This is a genomic window from Micromonospora sp. DT178 (assembly GCF_049841695.1).
Lineage (GTDB): Bacteria > Actinomycetota > Actinomycetes > Mycobacteriales > Micromonosporaceae > Micromonospora.
This window is the reverse complement of sequence record NZ_JBNCKV010000002.1, coordinates 362356-375963: the sequence shown is the minus strand read 5'-3', so window position 1 is coordinate 375963 and position 13608 is coordinate 362356. Positions and strand designations below refer to the sequence as shown.

Below are 13608 nucleotides of genomic sequence, written 5' to 3'. Positions count from 1 at the left end.
CCACGAGGGGGTGCCGGGCCCGACGGTGGCCTGGATCAGGCCTTGTCGTTCTCGCCGGCCTCGTCGCTGTCCTCGCGGGCGGCGGCGGTGTCGCCGGACGCCGACACGGGCGCCTCGGCGTCCTGGTCGCCCGAGTTCGACTTCGGGGCCTCCTCGGCCGGGGCGAGCGCCTCGACCTTGTCCTGCTGCGCGGCCTTGCGGGCGGCGGTCTTCTTGTTCGCCTTCGGCTCGGCGACCTGAAGCTCCTCGACCAGCTCGATGATCGCCATCGGCGCGTTGTCACCCTTGCGCGGACCGGTCTTCACGATCCGGGTGTAGCCACCGTTGCGGGTGGCGAACCGCGGCGCGATCTGGTCGAACAGGGCGTAGACCACGTCCTTGTCCTTGACGACGCCCAGCACCCGCCGGCGGGACGCCAGGTCGCCACGCTTGGCCTTGGTGATGAGCTGCTCGGCCAGCGGACGCAGCCGCCGGGCCTTCGTCTCGGTGGTCTTGATCTTGCCGTGCTGGAACAGCGCAGTGGCCAGGTTGGCCAGCATCAGCCGCTCGTGCGCGGGGCTGCCGCCGAGGCGGGGGCCCTTGGTGGGCGTGGGCATGCTTGGTGCTCCTCAGGTGTGGCGGCAGCGCGGACTAGAGCTGCTCGGTCTCGCGATAGTCGTCGGTGTCGTAGTCGGCCTCGCCGAAGGCGTCCACGACGTGCGCCGGGTCGAAGTTCGGGGCCGAGTCCTTCAGCCCCAGACCCATCCCGGCGAGCTTCATCTTGACCTCGTCGATCGACTTCTGACCGAAGTTGCGGATGTCGAGGAGGTCGGCCTCGGTACGCCCGATGAGCTCACCAACGGAGTTGATGCCCTCGCGCTTGAGGCAGTTGTAGGAGCGGACGGTCAGGTCCAGCTCCTCGATCGGCAGCGCCAGGTCGGCCGCGAGCTGGGCGTCCTGCGGGGACGGCCCGATGTCGATGCCCTCGGCGGTCTCGTCCAGCTCCCGGGCCAGACCGAACAGCTCCACCAGCGTCGAGCCGGCGGAGGCCAGCGCGGTGCGCGGGCCCATCGACGGCTTGGTCTCGACGTCGATGATCAGCCGGTCGAAGTCGGTCCGCTGCTCGACACGGGTCGCCTCGACGCGGTACGTCACCTTCAGCACGGGCGAGTAGATCGAGTCGACCGGGATCCGGCCGATCTCGGCGCCGGCCTGCTTGTTCTGCGCCGCCGTGACGTAACCGCGACCCCGCTCGACGGTCAGCTCCATGTCGAGCCGGCCCTTGCCGTTGAGGGTGGCGAGCTTCAGGTCCGGGTTGTGCACCGAGACACCGGCCGGCGGCTGGATGTCGCCCGCCGTCACGTCGCCCGGGCCCTGCTTGCGCAGGTACATGCTGACCGGCTCGTCGTGCTCGGAGCTGACGCACAGCTCCTTGATGTTCATGACGAGCTCGACCACGTCCTCCTTGACACCGGGGATCGTGGTGAACTCGTGCAGCACGCCGTCGATCTTGATCGAGGTGACCGCCGCACCCGGGATCGACGACAGCAGCGTGCGCCGCAGCGAGTTGCCCAGGGTGTAGCCGAAGCCCGGCTCCAGCGGCTCGATGGTGAACCGGGACCGGGTCTCGTTGATCGACTCCTCGGAGAGAGTCGGTCGCTGGCTGATGAGCATGTCTTCTCTTCTCTTCCGGGGCGCCCGCCATATGACGCCCACGACAAACTGTTCCGGTGGCCCGCCCCGGAAGGACGGGCCACCGCAACGAGCTCCGACTACTTGGAGTAGAGCTCGACGATCAGCTGCTCCTGGACCTGCGTGTCGATGACCTGACGGGCCGGGAGCGAGTGCACGAGCACCTTCATCTGGCTGGGGATAGCCTCCAGCCACGCCGGAACCGACTTCGAGCCGGCCTCGGCCTGCGCCACGATGAACGGGGTGAGCTCCTTGCTCTTGCCCCGGACCTCGATGATGTCGTGCTCCTTGACGCGGTACGACGGGATGTCGACCTTCTTGCCGTTCACGTTGAAGTGACCGTGCTTGACGAGCTGGCGGGCCATGTCCCGGGACTTGGCGTAGCCGGCCCGGTAGACCACGTTGTCCAGCCGCGACTCGAGGATCTGCAGGAGGACCTCGCCGGTCTTGGCCTTCTTGCCCACGGCCTCCTCGTAGTAGCCGCGGAACTGCTTCTCCAGCACGCCGTACACGCGGCGGGCCTTCTGCTTCTCACGGAGCTGGAGCAGGTACTCCGTCTCCTTCGTGCGGCCGCGGCCGTGCTGCCCGGGCGGGAACGGCCGGGACTCGAACGGGCACTTCGGGCCATCGCACTTGCTGCCCTTGAGGAACAGCTTCATCTTCTCCCGCCGGCAACGGCGGCAGTCAGCACCGGTGTAACGAGCCATCTCTCTCTACCTCTCAGACCCGACGACGCTTGGGCGGACGGCACCCGTTGTGCGGCTGCGGGGTGACGTCGGAGATCTGTCCGACCTCGAGCCCGGCGGCCTGCAGCGAGCGGATGGCGGTCTCCCGGCCGGAGCCGGGGCCCTTGACGAACACGTCGACCTTGCGCATGCCGTGCTCCATCGCCCGACGCGCGGCGGCCTCGGCGGCCAGCTGCGCGGCGAACGGGGTCGACTTGCGGGAGCCCTTGAAGCCCACCTGGCCCGAGGAGGCCCAGGAGATGACCGCACCGGTCGGGTCGGTGATCGACACGATGGTGTTGTTGAAGGTGCTCTTGATGTGCGCCTGCCCGTGGGCGACGTTCTTGCGTTCCTTGCGCCGGACCTTCTTGACGGCGGCTCCGGCACGAGCCTTCGGTGGCATAAGTCTGTGCGCTCCTATTACTTCTTGCCGGGCTTCTTCTTGCCGGCGACGGTCCGCTTCGGGCCCTTGCGGGTCCGGGCGTTGGTCTTGGTCCGCTGGCCACGCACGGGCAGGCCCCGGCGGTGCCGGATGCCGGCGTAGCAGCCGATCTCGACCTTGCGGCGGATGTCAGCGGCGACCTCGCGGCGCAGGTCGCCTTCAACCTTGTAGTTGCCCTCGATGTGGTTGCGGAGCTGGACCAGCTCCTCGTCCGTGAGGTCCCGGACGCGCTTGTCCGGCGAGATGCCGGTGGCAGAGAGCGTCTCCAGGGCCCGGGTGCGACCCACGCCGAAGATGTAGGTGAGCGCGATCTCCATCCGCTTCTCGCGGGGGAGGTCGACGCCGACTAGACGTGCCATGTGCGGGCGTACTCCTCGTGATGTTCTGGCGGAGGTGTGGACCCGTCCCACCCCGCTACCGACCGTTCCGCCACCGGCGCCGTGCGCCGGCGACCGGAGACGGTCGCTGCCCGAGCGGGCCCCGGCCTCCGACCGGGGGTCAACCACGATGAGGTACGCGACGCGCACCGCCCGCGGCTGGGACGAGCATGTGATTCGTTGTCTGGATCCGCGGCCCGGACCGATTTCGACCGACCGTTGTCATACGGTCGACCGGAACTGGTTCAGCCCTGGCGCTGCTTGTGGCGCGGGTCGGTGCAGATGACCATGACCCGGCCGTGCCGACGGATGACCCGGCACTTGTTGCAGATCCTCTTGACGCTCGGCTTGACCTTCACGGTTGCCTTACTTCCCATCTGGCCCGACGACGCGCCGAGGCGCGACACCGGACGTCGAAGACGGACACGGGGACGTCCCGGCCGCCGTCAGGCTTACTTGTAGCGGTAGACGATGCGCCCGCGGGTCAGGTCGTACGGCGAGAGTTCGACGACGACCCGGTCCTCCGGCAGGATGCGGATGTAGTGCTGCCGCATCTTGCCGCTGATGTGAGCCAGCACCTTGTGGCCGTTCGCGAGCTCCACCCGGAACATGGCGTTCGGCAGGGGCTCGATGACCCGACCCTCGATCTCGATGGCTCCGTCTTTTTTCGGCATGTCCTCCGCTGTCCTGACGTCGGTTACTCCGGACGGCCCACAACGTCTTACACGGGCCACCGATCAAGATCAGATTGCCCGCGCCAGCCGCGGCTCCGGCTCCCACCGAAGCGCGGGGTGGGCATGCCGGAGTGGACGCTGTGCGCCGATCAGAAAGTGTACGCCCGCCTGCGGGCCGTCGCCAAACCGGCCGGGAATCGGTGCGTCGAACCGGACGGAAAGGGCCATTCAGACCTCGGCGTCGGCCCCGCCGCGCCGGCCTTCCGGCTGAGCCGCCGGCAGCTCCCGCTCCGGCCCGTGGCGGTCCTCCCCGGGGGCAGCCAGCTCGCGCTCCTGGTCCTGCCGCTCCCCCTCGGCTGCCGGCAGTTCCCGCACCGGGTCCTGGCGCCCCTCCTCGGGGGCGGCCAGATCGCGCTTCCGCGCCCGCTTCGCCCGGCGGCGCTCGCGCCGTCGGTCCCGCTGCTCGGCCTGCCGCCGCGGCTCCCCGCCGACGATGCCGGCGACCGTGCGCACCACGAGCACCCCTCCCCACGGCCCGGCCACCCAGACGGGCCAGAAGTAGAGCAGATCCGTGGAGAGCGCGGACGTCACCGCCCAGACGGTCACCACGATCGCGACCACCCGCAGGTACGGCAGCCAGACCTCGGCCAGCCACCGGGCCGTCACCGACGACCGGACAGCCTCCGGCGGCGACGGGACGGTCTCCGGCCGCGTGGCGAGCTCCGACACCGCCGGAACGGCCGGCACCGGCAGGTCGACCACCAGCGCGTCCAACTCGCCGTACGTGCGCGACGCGTACGCCCGCTGCAACCGCTCGTCGTACTCGTGCAGGTCCAGCCGGCCCTCGTCGACGGCCACCCGCAGCCGCTCCGCCACCGCCTGGCGGTCGGCGTCGGCGGCCCGCATCCCGTCGCGTCCCTGCATGCCCGCAAGCATGCCACCGCCCCACCAGCCGCTGCCCCTCCCGCCGCTCGGCGCCCGAGGCCTGGGCGGAGCCCGGCCGGCGGTCGAGGCGGCGGCCCTCCTGGCCCGGACGCGGGTCCGCGGCTCAGGCGAAGGCCGGGCCGACGGTCGGGCCGTGTCGGCCGTCGAGGCGGCGGCGCGCCGGGCCAGGACGTGACACCGGTCCGCAGCTCGGGCGGCCTCAAGCGAAGGCCGGGCCGGCGGTCGAGGCCGTGTCGCGTCGGAGCCGGACGTGCCGGGCCCGCGTCGTGCGCCAGGGCACTCTGCCTCGGCCTCGGTGCCCCGTCCGCCGCCTGGGCACCTGGGGGGCGGCTGGTGTGCGCCTCAGCGGGCGGGAGGACGGGATGCGGGCGCCCGGCGGGACGCCGCCGCGGGGCTCAGCGGGCCGGCGAGTCCGCGGGCTGCCGGGAGGTGACCAGCTCGCCCAGGCGGGCGCGCCCGCCGTCCGGCGCGGTCAGCACCCAGACGCCGTCCGGGAGCAGCGCCATCGTGTGCTCGACGTGCACCGCCATCGACCGGTCACGGGTGATCACGGTCCAGCCGTCGGAGAGCTCGACCGTCCGGGGCGAGCCCATCGTGATCATCGGCTCGATCGCCAGCGCCATGCCCGGCACCAGGCGGGGGCCCTTGCCCGGCCGCCCGTGGTTGAGCACGTGCGGGTCCTGGTGCATCTCGGTGCCGATGCCGTGCCCGCCGTAGCCGTCGACGATGCCGTACCGCCCGCCCTTGCGGACCGCGTCCTCCACGGCGTGCGAGATGTCGGTGAGCCGGCCCTTGCCGCTGGCCGCGCCGCGGGCGGCCGCGGCGATGCCCGCCCACATGGCGTCCTCGGCCACCGCGGCCATCTTCAGCAGCGCCGGTTCGACCTCGCCCACGCCGGCGGTGATGGCGGCGTCGCCGTGCCAGCCGTCGAGCACCGCACCGCAGTCGATGGAGATCAGGTCGCCGTCGCGGAGCACCTGCTGCGCCGACGGGATGGCGTGCACGACCTGCTCGTTGACGGACGAGCAGATCGACGCGGGAAAGCCGTGGTAGCCCTTGAAGGAGGGGACGGCACCGGCCTCGCGGATGGTCGACTCGGCGATCGCGTCCAGGTCGGCGGTGCTGACCCCGGGGGCGACCGCCTCCCGCATCCGACGCAGCGCCTCGGCGACCACCAGCCCGGCGGCCCGCATCTTCTCGATCTGGTCAGGGGTCTTCAGCTGGATGTCCAGCTGGGGACGACGCATGGAGCCGTTACCTTTCGTTGCCGATGCCGAAGAGCGGGGCACGTCAGACGTACCCCGCTCTTCGCACTCTATCCGCCGGAAACCGGCGGGACGTCAGCCGCCGTACGACCGCAGGGCGTCGATGGCGCGGACGGTGACGTCCTCCACCGGGCCGGTGGCGTCGATGCCCACCAGCTTGCCCTGGGCGCCGTAGTAGTCGACCAGCGGCGCGGTCTTGTCCGCGTACTCGCGCAGGCGGGTGGCGATGGTCTCCGGCTTGTCGTCGTCGCGCTGGAACAGCTCGGCGCCGCACCGGTCGCAGATGCCCTCACGCGAGGTGGCGTCGAACTCGACGTGCCAGATCTTGCCGCAGCCCCGGCAGGTACGCCGACCGGAGAGCCGCCGGATCACCTCGTCGTCGTCGACGACCAGCTCCAGCACCAGGTCCAGCGCGGTGCCCAGGTCGGCGAGGAGCTTGTCCAGCGCGGCGGCCTGCGGCGTCGTGCGCGGGAAGCCGTCGAGCAGGAAGCCCTCGGAGGCGTCCGGCTCGGCGAGCCGGTCCCGCACCATGTTGATGGTGACCTCGTCGGGCACCAGCTCGCCGGCGTCCATGTAGCGCTTCGCCTCGACGCCGAGCGGGGTGCCCTGCGAGACGTTCGACCGGAAGATGTCGCCGGTCGAGATCTTCGGAACCGAGAGGTGCGCGGCGATGAACTCGGCCTGCGTGCCCTTGCCCGCCCCCGGCGGGCCAACCAGAACGAGTCTCATCTACCGCAGGAACCCTTCGTAGTTCCGCTGCATGAGTTGGCTCTCGATCTGCTTCGTGGTCTCCAGACCGACGCCGACCATGATCAGCACAGCGGTGCCGCCGAACGGGAAGTTCAGGTACTGCTGCTTGTCCAGCCAGATGAAGAAGAAGTTCGGCAGGATCGAGATGATGCCCAGGTAGAGGGCGCCCGGCAGCGTGATCCGGCTGAGGATGAAGTCGAGGTAGTCGGCGGTCGGCTTGCCGGGGCGGATACCCGGCACGAAGCCGCCGTACTTCTTCATGTTGTCCGCGACCTCGGTCGGGTTGAACGTGATCGAGACGTAGAAGTACGTGAAGAAGATGATCAGCAGGAAGTAGACCGCGATGTAGATCGGGCTGGTCGGGTCCACCAGGTTGTTCTGGATCCACGCCTGCGTCTTGCCCGGGTTGTTCTGGTCGAAGAACTGCAGCGCCAGCTGGGGCAGGTAGAGCAGCGAGGAACCGAAGATGACGGGGATGACACCCGCCTGGTTGACCTTCAGCGGGATGTAGGTCGAGGTGCCGCCGTACATCCGCCGGCCGATCATGCGCTTGGCGTACTGCACCGGGATCCGGCGCTGCGCCTGCTCGATGAAGGTGACCGCGGTGATGACCACCAGGACCAGCGCGATGACGAGCAGGAACTTCCCCCAGCCACCGGTCTGCTTGATCTGCCAGCCCTCGCTGGGGAGCCGGGCGGCGATCGAGGTGAAGATCAGGACGGACATGCCGTTGCCGACGCCCCGGTCGGTGATCAGCTCACCGAGCCACATCACCACGCCGGTGCCGGCGGTCATCGTCATGACCAGGAGGCTCAGCGTCAGCCAGTCCGGGATGCCGGTCCCCTCGGGGATGATCGGGAACTGGTCGCACTGGTTGTTGAAGAGCTGCCCGGAGCGGGCCAGCGCCACGAACGCCGACGCCTGGAGGACACCCAGGCCCAGGGTCAGGTAGCGGGTGTACTGGGTGATCTTCGCCTGGCCGGACTGGCCCTCCTTGCGGAGCTGCTCCAGCCGGGGGATCACCACGGTCAGCAGCTGCAGGATGATCGACGCTGTGATGTAGGGCATGATGCCCAGCGCGAAGACCGAGAGCTGCAGCAGCGCGCCGCCGGAGAAGAGGTTGAGCAGGTTCATCACGCCCGTGGAGCCGTTCTCCATGGCGTCGATGCACTTCTGGACGTTGCCGTACGAGACGCCCGGGCTGGGCAGCGTCGCCCCGAGCCGGTAGACCGCGATGATGCCTACTGTGAACAGCAGCTTCTTGCGCAGGTCAGGCGTACGGAACGCACTGAGAAAGGCGGACAGCAACTTCTTCCTCCTGCGCGAGGCGGGCCGCCGGTGATCCCTGGCGGGGCGGGTTGGGTGCCGGGCGAGTGCCCGATATCCATGGCTGGGAAGGGACTCTAACAGCCCGATCCCCGTCCGGGCAGATGTGCCCGGCTACATAAACCGAATCCGATGTTACCCGGCGCACACATGCCAGGCAGACCATGGCGCCCGCCCAGTTTCGACAACTGAGCGGGCGCCACGGGTCGTGCAGCCCTTACAGCTCGGTGACGGAGCCACCGGCGGCGGTGATCTTCTCCTTGGCCGACGCGCTGAACGCGTGCGCCGACACCTGGAGAGCGACCCCGCCCAGGTCCCCGGTGCCGAGGACCTTGACCGGGTGGCCCTTGCGGACCGCGCCGGCCTCGACCAGCTCGAGCGGGCCGACCTGGCCGCCGTTCGGGAACAGCTCGGCGAGCCGGTCCAGGTTGACCACCTGGAAGACCACCTTGAACTTGTTCTTGAAGCCCTTCATCTTCGGCAGGCGCATGTGGATGGGCATCTGCCCACCCTCGAACGCCGCCGAGATGTTCTTACGGGCCTTGGAACCCTTGGTACCGCGACCGGCGGTCTTGCCCTTGGAGCCCTCACCGCGACCCACGCGGGTCTTCGCGGTCTTGGCACCGGGCGCCGGGCGCAGGTGGTGGACCTTGATCGTCATTACTCGACCTCCTCGACCTTCACGAGGTGGTTGACCGTGAAGATCATGCCGCGGATCTCCGGACGGTCCTCCTTGACCACCACGTCGTTGATCCGCTTGAGACCGAGCGAACGCAGCGAGTCACGCTGGTTCTGCTTGGTCCCGATCCCGGACCGGACCTGGGTGACCTTCAGGCGAGCCATCAGGAAGCCACCCCCGCCCGCGACGCCAGCATGGCGGCCGGCGCGACGTCCTCGACCGGCAGGCCACGACGGGCGGCGACGGCCTCGGGGGACTCGAGCCCCTTCAGCGCCGCCACGGTGGCGTGCACGATGTTAATCGGGTTCGACGAACCGAGGCTCTTGGAGAGCACGTCGTGGATACCCGCGCACTCCAGCACGGCACGCACCGGACCACCGGCGATGACACCCGTACCGGCGGAAGCCGGCTTGAGCAGCACCACACCGGCCGCGGCCTCACCCGTCACCGGGTGCGGGATCGACGAGGCGATCCGCGGCACCTTGAAGAAGTGCTTCTTGGCCTCCTCGACACCCTTGGCGATCGCCGCGGGCACCTCCTTGGCCTTTCCGTAGCCCACACCGACGGTGCCGTCGCCGTCGCCCACGATCACCAGGGCGGTGAAGCTGAAGCGACGACCACCCTTCACGACCTTGGCGACGCGGTTGATCGCGACGACCCGCTCGAGGTGCGGGGTCTTCTCGACGGGCGCGTTTCCGCGGCCGCCCTCACGGCGGTTGTCGCGGCGACCACCCTCGTTGCCACCGGACCCGCCGCCACGGCGCTGTTGACCTGGCATCAGCAGCCTTCCTTCTCTCTCGTGACGGGGTTTCTAGAACTCGAGCCCGGCTTCGCGGGCGGCGTCGGCAAGCGCGGCGACCCGCCCCGCGTACCGGTTGCCACCGCGGTCGAAGACGACCTTGGAGACGCCGGCGGCCTTGGCCCGCTCGGCGAGCAGGGCGCCGACCTTGCCGGCCAGGGCGCTCTTGTCGCCCTCCGTGCCCCGCAGCGAGGCGTCCAGGGTCGAGGCCGACGCCAGGGTGTGACCCTTGGTGTCGTCCACGATCTGGGCGACGATGTGCCGCAGGGAGCGGGTGACCACGAGGCGGGGACGCTCGGCGGTGCCGCTGACGTTCTTGCGGACCCGGAAGTGCCGGCGCGCACGCCCGACGGCACGCTTGGCGGCGACGCCGCGGCGGCGCTTGAGCAGCGTGGCGCTCACTTCTTACCTGCCTTTCCAGCCTTGCGGCGGATGACCTCGCCCTGGTACTTCACGCCCTTGCCCTTGTAGGGCTCCGGCGGGCGGATCTTCCGGATGTTGGCGGCAACCTCACCGACGAGCTGCTTGTCGATGCCGGCCACGTGGAACAGCGTCGGCTTCTCCACCGTGAAGGTGATGCCGGCGGGCGCCGCCACGTGCACCGGGTGCGAGAACCCGAGCGCGAACTCCAGGTCCTGGCCCTTGGCGGTCACGCGGTAACCGGTGCCGGCGATCTCCAGGCTCTTGCGGTAGCCCTCGGTGACGCCGACGATCATGTTGGCGACCAGGGTACGGCTGAGGCCGTGCAGTTCCTTGGCCTTGCGCTCGTCGTTCGGGCGGTTGACGTTCAGCTGTCCGTCCTCGGCCCGGTCGATCGTGATCGGCTCGGCCAGGGTGTGCGAGAGCTCGCCCTTCGGGCCCTTGACCTTGACGGTCTGCCCGTCGATCGTGATGTCGACGCCGGCTGGCACCGGGATCGACTTACGTCCAATACGCGACATTTCTACCTGTCTCCCGTTACCAGACGAAGGCGAGGACTTCCCCGCCAACGCTCCGCTTGCGGGCCTGCCGGTCGGTGAGCAGCCCCTGGGACGTCGAAATGATCGCCACGCCCAGCCCGCCGAGCACCCGCGGGAGCCCGTCCGACTTGGCGTAAACCCGCAGACCGGGCTTGGACACTCGCTTGATGCCGGCCAGGCTCCGCTCCCGGTTCTGGCCGTACTTCAGCTCGACGACCAGTCGCTTGCCGACGGCGCCCTCCTCGGGCTCCTCGACCGACCAGGTGGCGATGTAGCCCTCGGCCTTGAGGACCTCGGCGATGTTCGCCTTGATCTTCGAGTAGGGCATCGTCACCCGGTCGTGGTACGCCTGGTTGGCGTTACGCAGACGCGTGAGCATGTCTGCGATCGGGTCGGTCATCGTCATGGATTTCGTCAGCCTTTCTCGCCGGGGTTCCCGAGGCGATGCGCCCGGGCCTACGGCGAAGAGCAATACGTGATCGGTGCAAGGGGTCCCGGCCCGAAGGCCGGGACGCGGTCGCCCTTACCAGGAAGCCTTGGACACGCCCGGCAGCTCACCGCGGTGGGCCATCTCCCGGATGCAGACCCGGCAGAGACCGAACTTGCGGTAGACCGCCTTGGGACGCCCGCACCGCTGGCAGCGGGTGTACGCGCGAACCGAGAACTTCGGCTTCGCGGCCGCCTTGATGATCAGCGCCTTCTTGGCCATCTCAGTTCTCCTTGAACGGGAAGCCCAGGAGCTTGAGCAGCGCCCGGCCCTCGTCGTCGGTCGTGGCGGTCGTGACCACCGTGATGTCCATGCCCCGCTGCCGATCGATCTTGTCTTGGTCGATCTCGTGGAACACCGACTGCTCGGTCAGACCGAACGTGTAGTTGCCGTGCCCGTCGAGCTTGCGCCCGTCCAGACCGCGGAAGTCACGGATACGCGGCAGCGCGATCGACAGCAGCCGGTCCAGGAACTCCCACATCCGGTCGCCGCGAAGGGTCACCTTCGCACCGATCGGCATGCCCTCGCGGAGCTTGAACTGCGCGATGGACTTGGTCGCCCGCCGCACCTGCGGCTTCTGGCCGGTGATGGTGGCCAGGTCCCGGACGGCGCCGTCGATCAGCTTGGCGTCCCGGGCAGCCTCGCCGACACCCATGTTGACGACGATCTTGACCAGCCGCGGCACCTGCATCGGGTTGCCGAACTGGTGCTGCTCCTGCAGCTGCGCCACGATCTCGTTGCGGTACCGCTCCTTGAGGCGCGGCATGGTCTTGGTTTCGGTAGCCGTGGTCATCACAGGTCCTTACCGGTGCTACGCGCGATGCGGACCTTCTGGCCGTTGTCGTCGATCCGGTAACCGACGCGGGTCGGCTTGCCGTCGGAGTCCAGGACCTGCACGTTCGAGACGTGGATCGGGGCCTCCTGGGTGACGATGCCACCGGTCTTGGCGCCACGCTGGGTGGTGCTGATGCGGGTGTGCTTCTTGACCCGGTTCACGCCCTCGACCAGGACCTTGTCCTGCCGCGGGTAGGCCGCGATGACCTTACCCTTGGCACCCTTGTCCTTGCCGGCGATGACGACGACCGTGTCGCCCTTCTTGACCTTCACGGTCACAACACCTCCGGCGCGAGAGAGATGATCTTCATGAACCGCTTGTCCCGCAGCTCCCGGCCCACCGGGCCGAAGATGCGGGTACCGCGCGGGTCCCCGCCGTCCTTGATGATGACGGCGGCGTTCTCGTCGAAGCGGATGTACGAACCGTCCGGCCGCCGCCTCTCCTTGGCGGTGCGAACGACGACGGCCTTGACGACGTCGCCCTTCTTCACACCGGCACCCGGGATCGCGTCCTTGACGGTGGCCACGATGACGTCGCCGATACTCGCGTAGCGCCGACCGGAGCCACCGAGAACCCGGATGCACAGGATCTCCCGGGCACCCGTGTTGTCGGCGACGCGCAGTCGCGACTCCTGCTGAATCACGTCTATCTCCTATGTCTGCCGGTTCTCCGGCCGCGCACGGCGGCCGGAGCCTGGCGGAACCCGCGCCCGACTGACGCCGGGCGAGCTCGAGCCTTCGCTACTTGGCCTTTTCCAGGATCTCCACGAGCCGCCACCGCTTCGTGGCGGACAGCGGCCGGGTCTCCATGATCATGACCCGGTCGCCGATGCCGGCGGTGTTCTGCTCGTCGTGCACCTTCAACTTGCGCGTACGGCGCATGATCTTGCCGTACAGCGCGTGCTTGACCCGGTCCTCGACCTCGACGACGACGGTCTTTTCCATCTTGTCGCTGACCACGAGGCCCTCACGCACCTTGCGGCGGGCCCGCGCGGCGGCGGTGGTGTTCTCGCTCATGATGCAGTCACCTCAGTCGGCGCGGCCGAGAGACCCAGCTCGCGCTCACGCATGATCGTGTAGATCCGGGCGATCTCCCGACGGATGACCTGCAGCCGCCGGTTGTTGTCCAGCTGGCCGGTCGCGGCCTGCACGCGGAGGTTGAACAGCTCCGCCTTGGCCTCGCGCAGCTTCGTGACCAGCTCCTCCTCGGAGAGCTCACGCAGCTCGGAGGCCTTAACGCCCGCTGCCATCAGGATTCACCCACTTCGCGCGTAACAATGCGGCACTTCATCGGGAGCTTGTGGATCGCGCGACGCATCGCCTCTCGCGCGATCTGCTCGTTGGGGAAGGACATCTCGAAGAGAACCCGCCCCGGCTTGACGTTGGCGACCCACCACTCGGGCGAACCCTTACCGGAACCCATGCGGGTTTCCGCCGGCTTCTTGGTGAGAGCCTGGTCCGGGAAGATCGTGATCCAGACCTTGCCACCACGCTTGATGTGGCGGGTCATCGCGATACGCGCCGACTCGATCTGGCGGTTCGTCACGTACGCCGGCTCGAGAGCCTGGATCCCGAACTCGCCGAACACCACCCGGTTACCACCCTTGGACGCGCCACTGCGGTCCGGGTGGTGCGGCTTGCGGAAGCCCTTCGGGGGCTTGCGCGGCATCAGCAT

At 69.0% G+C, this 13608-nt stretch carries 23 protein-coding genes and 1 pseudogene; all 24 read right to left on the bottom strand.

All coding sequences use genetic code 11. The annotated features are described in order from the left end of the window. Positions 1 to 35 precede the first annotated feature (35 nt). Entirely contained in the window at positions 36 to 596 is a 561-nt protein-coding gene (gene rplQ, locus ACLQ22_RS05590; RefSeq protein ID WP_132230911.1) for a 50S ribosomal protein L17, read from the bottom strand. 34 nt (positions 597 to 630) lie between these two features. Next, a complete protein-coding gene (locus tag ACLQ22_RS05585; RefSeq protein WP_013735931.1) occupies positions 631 to 1653 on the bottom strand; it encodes a DNA-directed RNA polymerase subunit alpha in 1023 nt (340 codons plus the stop codon). A gap of 98 nt (positions 1654 to 1751) precedes the next feature. Beyond that, the gene (gene rpsD / locus ACLQ22_RS05580) at positions 1752 to 2378 is read right to left on the bottom strand and encodes a 30S ribosomal protein S4 (protein ID WP_121399881.1); all 627 of its coding nucleotides are present in this window, start codon (positions 2376 to 2378) and stop codon (positions 1752 to 1754) included. 13 nt (positions 2379 to 2391) lie between these two features. Further along, a complete protein-coding gene (gene rpsK / locus ACLQ22_RS05575) occupies positions 2392 to 2799 on the bottom strand; it encodes a 30S ribosomal protein S11 (protein ID WP_014440747.1) in 408 nt (135 codons plus the stop codon). A gap of 17 nt (positions 2800 to 2816) precedes the next feature. Continuing rightward, positions 2817 to 3197: a 30S ribosomal protein S13 gene (gene rpsM / locus ACLQ22_RS05570; protein ID WP_088998365.1), complete on the bottom strand. Its 381-nt coding sequence runs from the start codon at positions 3195 to 3197 to the stop codon at positions 2817 to 2819. Positions 3198 to 3460: 263 nt separating this feature from the next. After that, positions 3461 to 3574: a 50S ribosomal protein L36 gene (gene rpmJ / locus ACLQ22_RS05565; protein WP_012184307.1), complete on the bottom strand. Its 114-nt coding sequence runs from the start codon at positions 3572 to 3574 to the stop codon at positions 3461 to 3463. Positions 3575 to 3667: 93 nt separating this feature from the next. Further along, positions 3668 to 3889 (bottom strand): translation initiation factor IF-1, encoded by a 222-nt coding sequence (infA, locus tag ACLQ22_RS05560; RefSeq protein ID WP_007073013.1) that lies wholly within the window; start codon positions 3887 to 3889, stop codon positions 3668 to 3670. 348 nt (positions 3890 to 4237) lie between these two features. Continuing rightward, positions 4238 to 4813, bottom strand: a pseudogene (locus ACLQ22_RS05555) (DUF1707 SHOCT-like domain-containing protein); the annotation flags it as partial. Between the two features lie 416 nt (positions 4814 to 5229). Then, the gene (gene map / locus ACLQ22_RS05550) at positions 5230 to 6081 is read right to left on the bottom strand and encodes a type I methionyl aminopeptidase (RefSeq protein WP_425691311.1); all 852 of its coding nucleotides are present in this window, start codon (positions 6079 to 6081) and stop codon (positions 5230 to 5232) included. Between the two features lie 93 nt (positions 6082 to 6174). Further along, on the bottom strand, positions 6175 to 6828 hold the full coding sequence (locus ACLQ22_RS05545; RefSeq protein ID WP_091627746.1) for an adenylate kinase: 654 nt from the start codon (positions 6826 to 6828) through the stop codon (positions 6175 to 6177). Next, complete coding sequence (secY, locus tag ACLQ22_RS05540; protein WP_132230908.1) at positions 6829 to 8157, bottom strand: preprotein translocase subunit SecY; 1329 nt, start codon at positions 8155 to 8157, stop codon at positions 6829 to 6831. A gap of 235 nt (positions 8158 to 8392) precedes the next feature. Beyond that, positions 8393 to 8836: a 50S ribosomal protein L15 gene (rplO, locus tag ACLQ22_RS05535; RefSeq protein WP_121399885.1), complete on the bottom strand. Its 444-nt coding sequence runs from the start codon at positions 8834 to 8836 to the stop codon at positions 8393 to 8395. Continuing rightward, positions 8836 to 9018 (bottom strand): 50S ribosomal protein L30, encoded by a 183-nt coding sequence (gene rpmD, locus ACLQ22_RS05530; protein ID WP_074314584.1) that lies wholly within the window; start codon positions 9016 to 9018, stop codon positions 8836 to 8838. Before rpmD ends, rplO begins: the two co-directional genes overlap by 1 nt. Then, a complete protein-coding gene (gene rpsE, locus ACLQ22_RS05525) occupies positions 9018 to 9632 on the bottom strand; it encodes a 30S ribosomal protein S5 (protein ID WP_007073019.1) in 615 nt (204 codons plus the stop codon). The genes rpmD and rpsE overlap by 1 nt, the downstream gene beginning before the upstream one ends. 33 nt (positions 9633 to 9665) lie before the next feature. Then, complete coding sequence (gene rplR, locus ACLQ22_RS05520) at positions 9666 to 10055, bottom strand: 50S ribosomal protein L18 (RefSeq protein ID WP_088998360.1); 390 nt, start codon at positions 10053 to 10055, stop codon at positions 9666 to 9668. After that, positions 10052 to 10594, bottom strand: a complete 543-nt coding sequence (gene rplF / locus ACLQ22_RS05515) for a 50S ribosomal protein L6 (protein ID WP_121399887.1) — start codon at positions 10592 to 10594, stop codon at positions 10052 to 10054. Before rplF ends, rplR begins: the two co-directional genes overlap by 4 nt. Positions 10595 to 10610: 16 nt before the next feature. Continuing rightward, the gene (gene rpsH, locus ACLQ22_RS05510; protein WP_013288624.1) at positions 10611 to 11018 is read right to left on the bottom strand and encodes a 30S ribosomal protein S8; all 408 of its coding nucleotides are present in this window, start codon (positions 11016 to 11018) and stop codon (positions 10611 to 10613) included. 117 nt (positions 11019 to 11135) lie between these two features. After that, positions 11136 to 11321, bottom strand: a complete 186-nt coding sequence (locus tag ACLQ22_RS05505) for a type Z 30S ribosomal protein S14 (RefSeq protein ID WP_007465272.1) — start codon at positions 11319 to 11321, stop codon at positions 11136 to 11138. 1 nt (position 11322) lies between these two features. Continuing rightward, positions 11323 to 11892, bottom strand: coding sequence for a 50S ribosomal protein L5 (rplE, locus tag ACLQ22_RS05500; protein WP_132230905.1), 570 nt, complete (start codon positions 11890 to 11892; stop codon positions 11323 to 11325). Next, the gene (gene rplX / locus ACLQ22_RS05495) at positions 11892 to 12212 is read right to left on the bottom strand and encodes a 50S ribosomal protein L24 (RefSeq protein ID WP_007465276.1); all 321 of its coding nucleotides are present in this window, start codon (positions 12210 to 12212) and stop codon (positions 11892 to 11894) included. Before rplX ends, rplE begins: the two co-directional genes overlap by 1 nt. Then, positions 12209 to 12577, bottom strand: a complete 369-nt coding sequence (gene rplN, locus ACLQ22_RS05490) for a 50S ribosomal protein L14 (protein ID WP_007465279.1) — start codon at positions 12575 to 12577, stop codon at positions 12209 to 12211. Before rplN ends, rplX begins: the two co-directional genes overlap by 4 nt. A 97-nt stretch (positions 12578 to 12674) precedes the next feature. Then, a complete protein-coding gene (gene rpsQ, locus ACLQ22_RS05485; protein WP_121399889.1) occupies positions 12675 to 12950 on the bottom strand; it encodes a 30S ribosomal protein S17 in 276 nt (91 codons plus the stop codon). Further along, the gene (rpmC, locus tag ACLQ22_RS05480; RefSeq protein ID WP_007073028.1) at positions 12947 to 13183 is read right to left on the bottom strand and encodes a 50S ribosomal protein L29; all 237 of its coding nucleotides are present in this window, start codon (positions 13181 to 13183) and stop codon (positions 12947 to 12949) included. The genes rpsQ and rpmC overlap by 4 nt, the downstream gene beginning before the upstream one ends. Next, on the bottom strand, positions 13183 to 13608 hold the full coding sequence (gene rplP / locus ACLQ22_RS05475; RefSeq protein ID WP_007465292.1) for a 50S ribosomal protein L16: 426 nt from the start codon (positions 13606 to 13608) through the stop codon (positions 13183 to 13185). The genes rpmC and rplP overlap by 1 nt, the downstream gene beginning before the upstream one ends.

Bases quoted from the DNA above. Each gene is read 5' to 3' on its own strand.
- rplQ (WP_132230911.1), bottom strand. From the start codon at position 596: ATGCCCACGCCCACCAAGGGCCCCCGCCTCGGCGGCAGCCCCGCGCAC.
- ACLQ22_RS05585 (WP_013735931.1), bottom strand. From the start codon at position 1,653: ATGCTCATCAGCCAGCGACCGACTCTCTCCGAGGAGTCGATCAACGAG.
- rpsD (WP_121399881.1), bottom strand. From the start codon at position 2,378: ATGGCTCGTTACACCGGTGCTGACTGCCGCCGTTGCCGGCGGGAGAAG.
- rpsK (WP_014440747.1), bottom strand. From the start codon at position 2,799: ATGCCACCGAAGGCTCGTGCCGGAGCCGCCGTCAAGAAGGTCCGGCGC.
- rpsM (WP_088998365.1), bottom strand. From the start codon at position 3,197: ATGGCACGTCTAGTCGGCGTCGACCTCCCCCGCGAGAAGCGGATGGAG.
- infA (WP_007073013.1), bottom strand. From the start codon at position 3,889: ATGCCGAAAAAAGACGGAGCCATCGAGATCGAGGGTCGGGTCATCGAG.
- map (WP_425691311.1), bottom strand. From the start codon at position 6,081: ATGCGTCGTCCCCAGCTGGACATCCAGCTGAAGACCCCTGACCAGATC.
- ACLQ22_RS05545 (WP_091627746.1), bottom strand. From the start codon at position 6,828: ATGAGACTCGTTCTGGTTGGCCCGCCGGGGGCGGGCAAGGGCACGCAG.
- rplO (WP_121399885.1), bottom strand. From the start codon at position 8,836: ATGACGATCAAGGTCCACCACCTGCGCCCGGCGCCCGGTGCCAAGACC.
- rpmD (WP_074314584.1), bottom strand. From the start codon at position 9,018: ATGGCTCGCCTGAAGGTCACCCAGGTCCGGTCCGGGATCGGGACCAAG.
- rpsE (WP_007073019.1), bottom strand. From the start codon at position 9,632: ATGCCAGGTCAACAGCGCCGTGGCGGCGGGTCCGGTGGCAACGAGGGT.
- rplF (WP_121399887.1), bottom strand. From the start codon at position 10,594: ATGTCGCGTATTGGACGTAAGTCGATCCCGGTGCCAGCCGGCGTCGAC.
- rpsH (WP_013288624.1), bottom strand. From the start codon at position 11,018: ATGACGATGACCGACCCGATCGCAGACATGCTCACGCGTCTGCGTAAC.
- ACLQ22_RS05505 (WP_007465272.1), bottom strand. From the start codon at position 11,321: ATGGCCAAGAAGGCGCTGATCATCAAGGCGGCCGCGAAGCCGAAGTTC.
- rplE (WP_132230905.1), bottom strand. From the start codon at position 11,892: ATGACCACGGCTACCGAAACCAAGACCATGCCGCGCCTCAAGGAGCGG.
- rpsQ (WP_121399889.1), bottom strand. From the start codon at position 12,950: ATGAGCGAGAACACCACCGCCGCCGCGCGGGCCCGCCGCAAGGTGCGT.
- rpmC (WP_007073028.1), bottom strand. From the start codon at position 13,183: ATGGCAGCGGGCGTTAAGGCCTCCGAGCTGCGTGAGCTCTCCGAGGAG.
- rplP (WP_007465292.1), bottom strand. From the start codon at position 13,608: ATGCTGATGCCGCGCAAGCCCCCGAAGGGCTTCCGCAAGCCGCACCAC.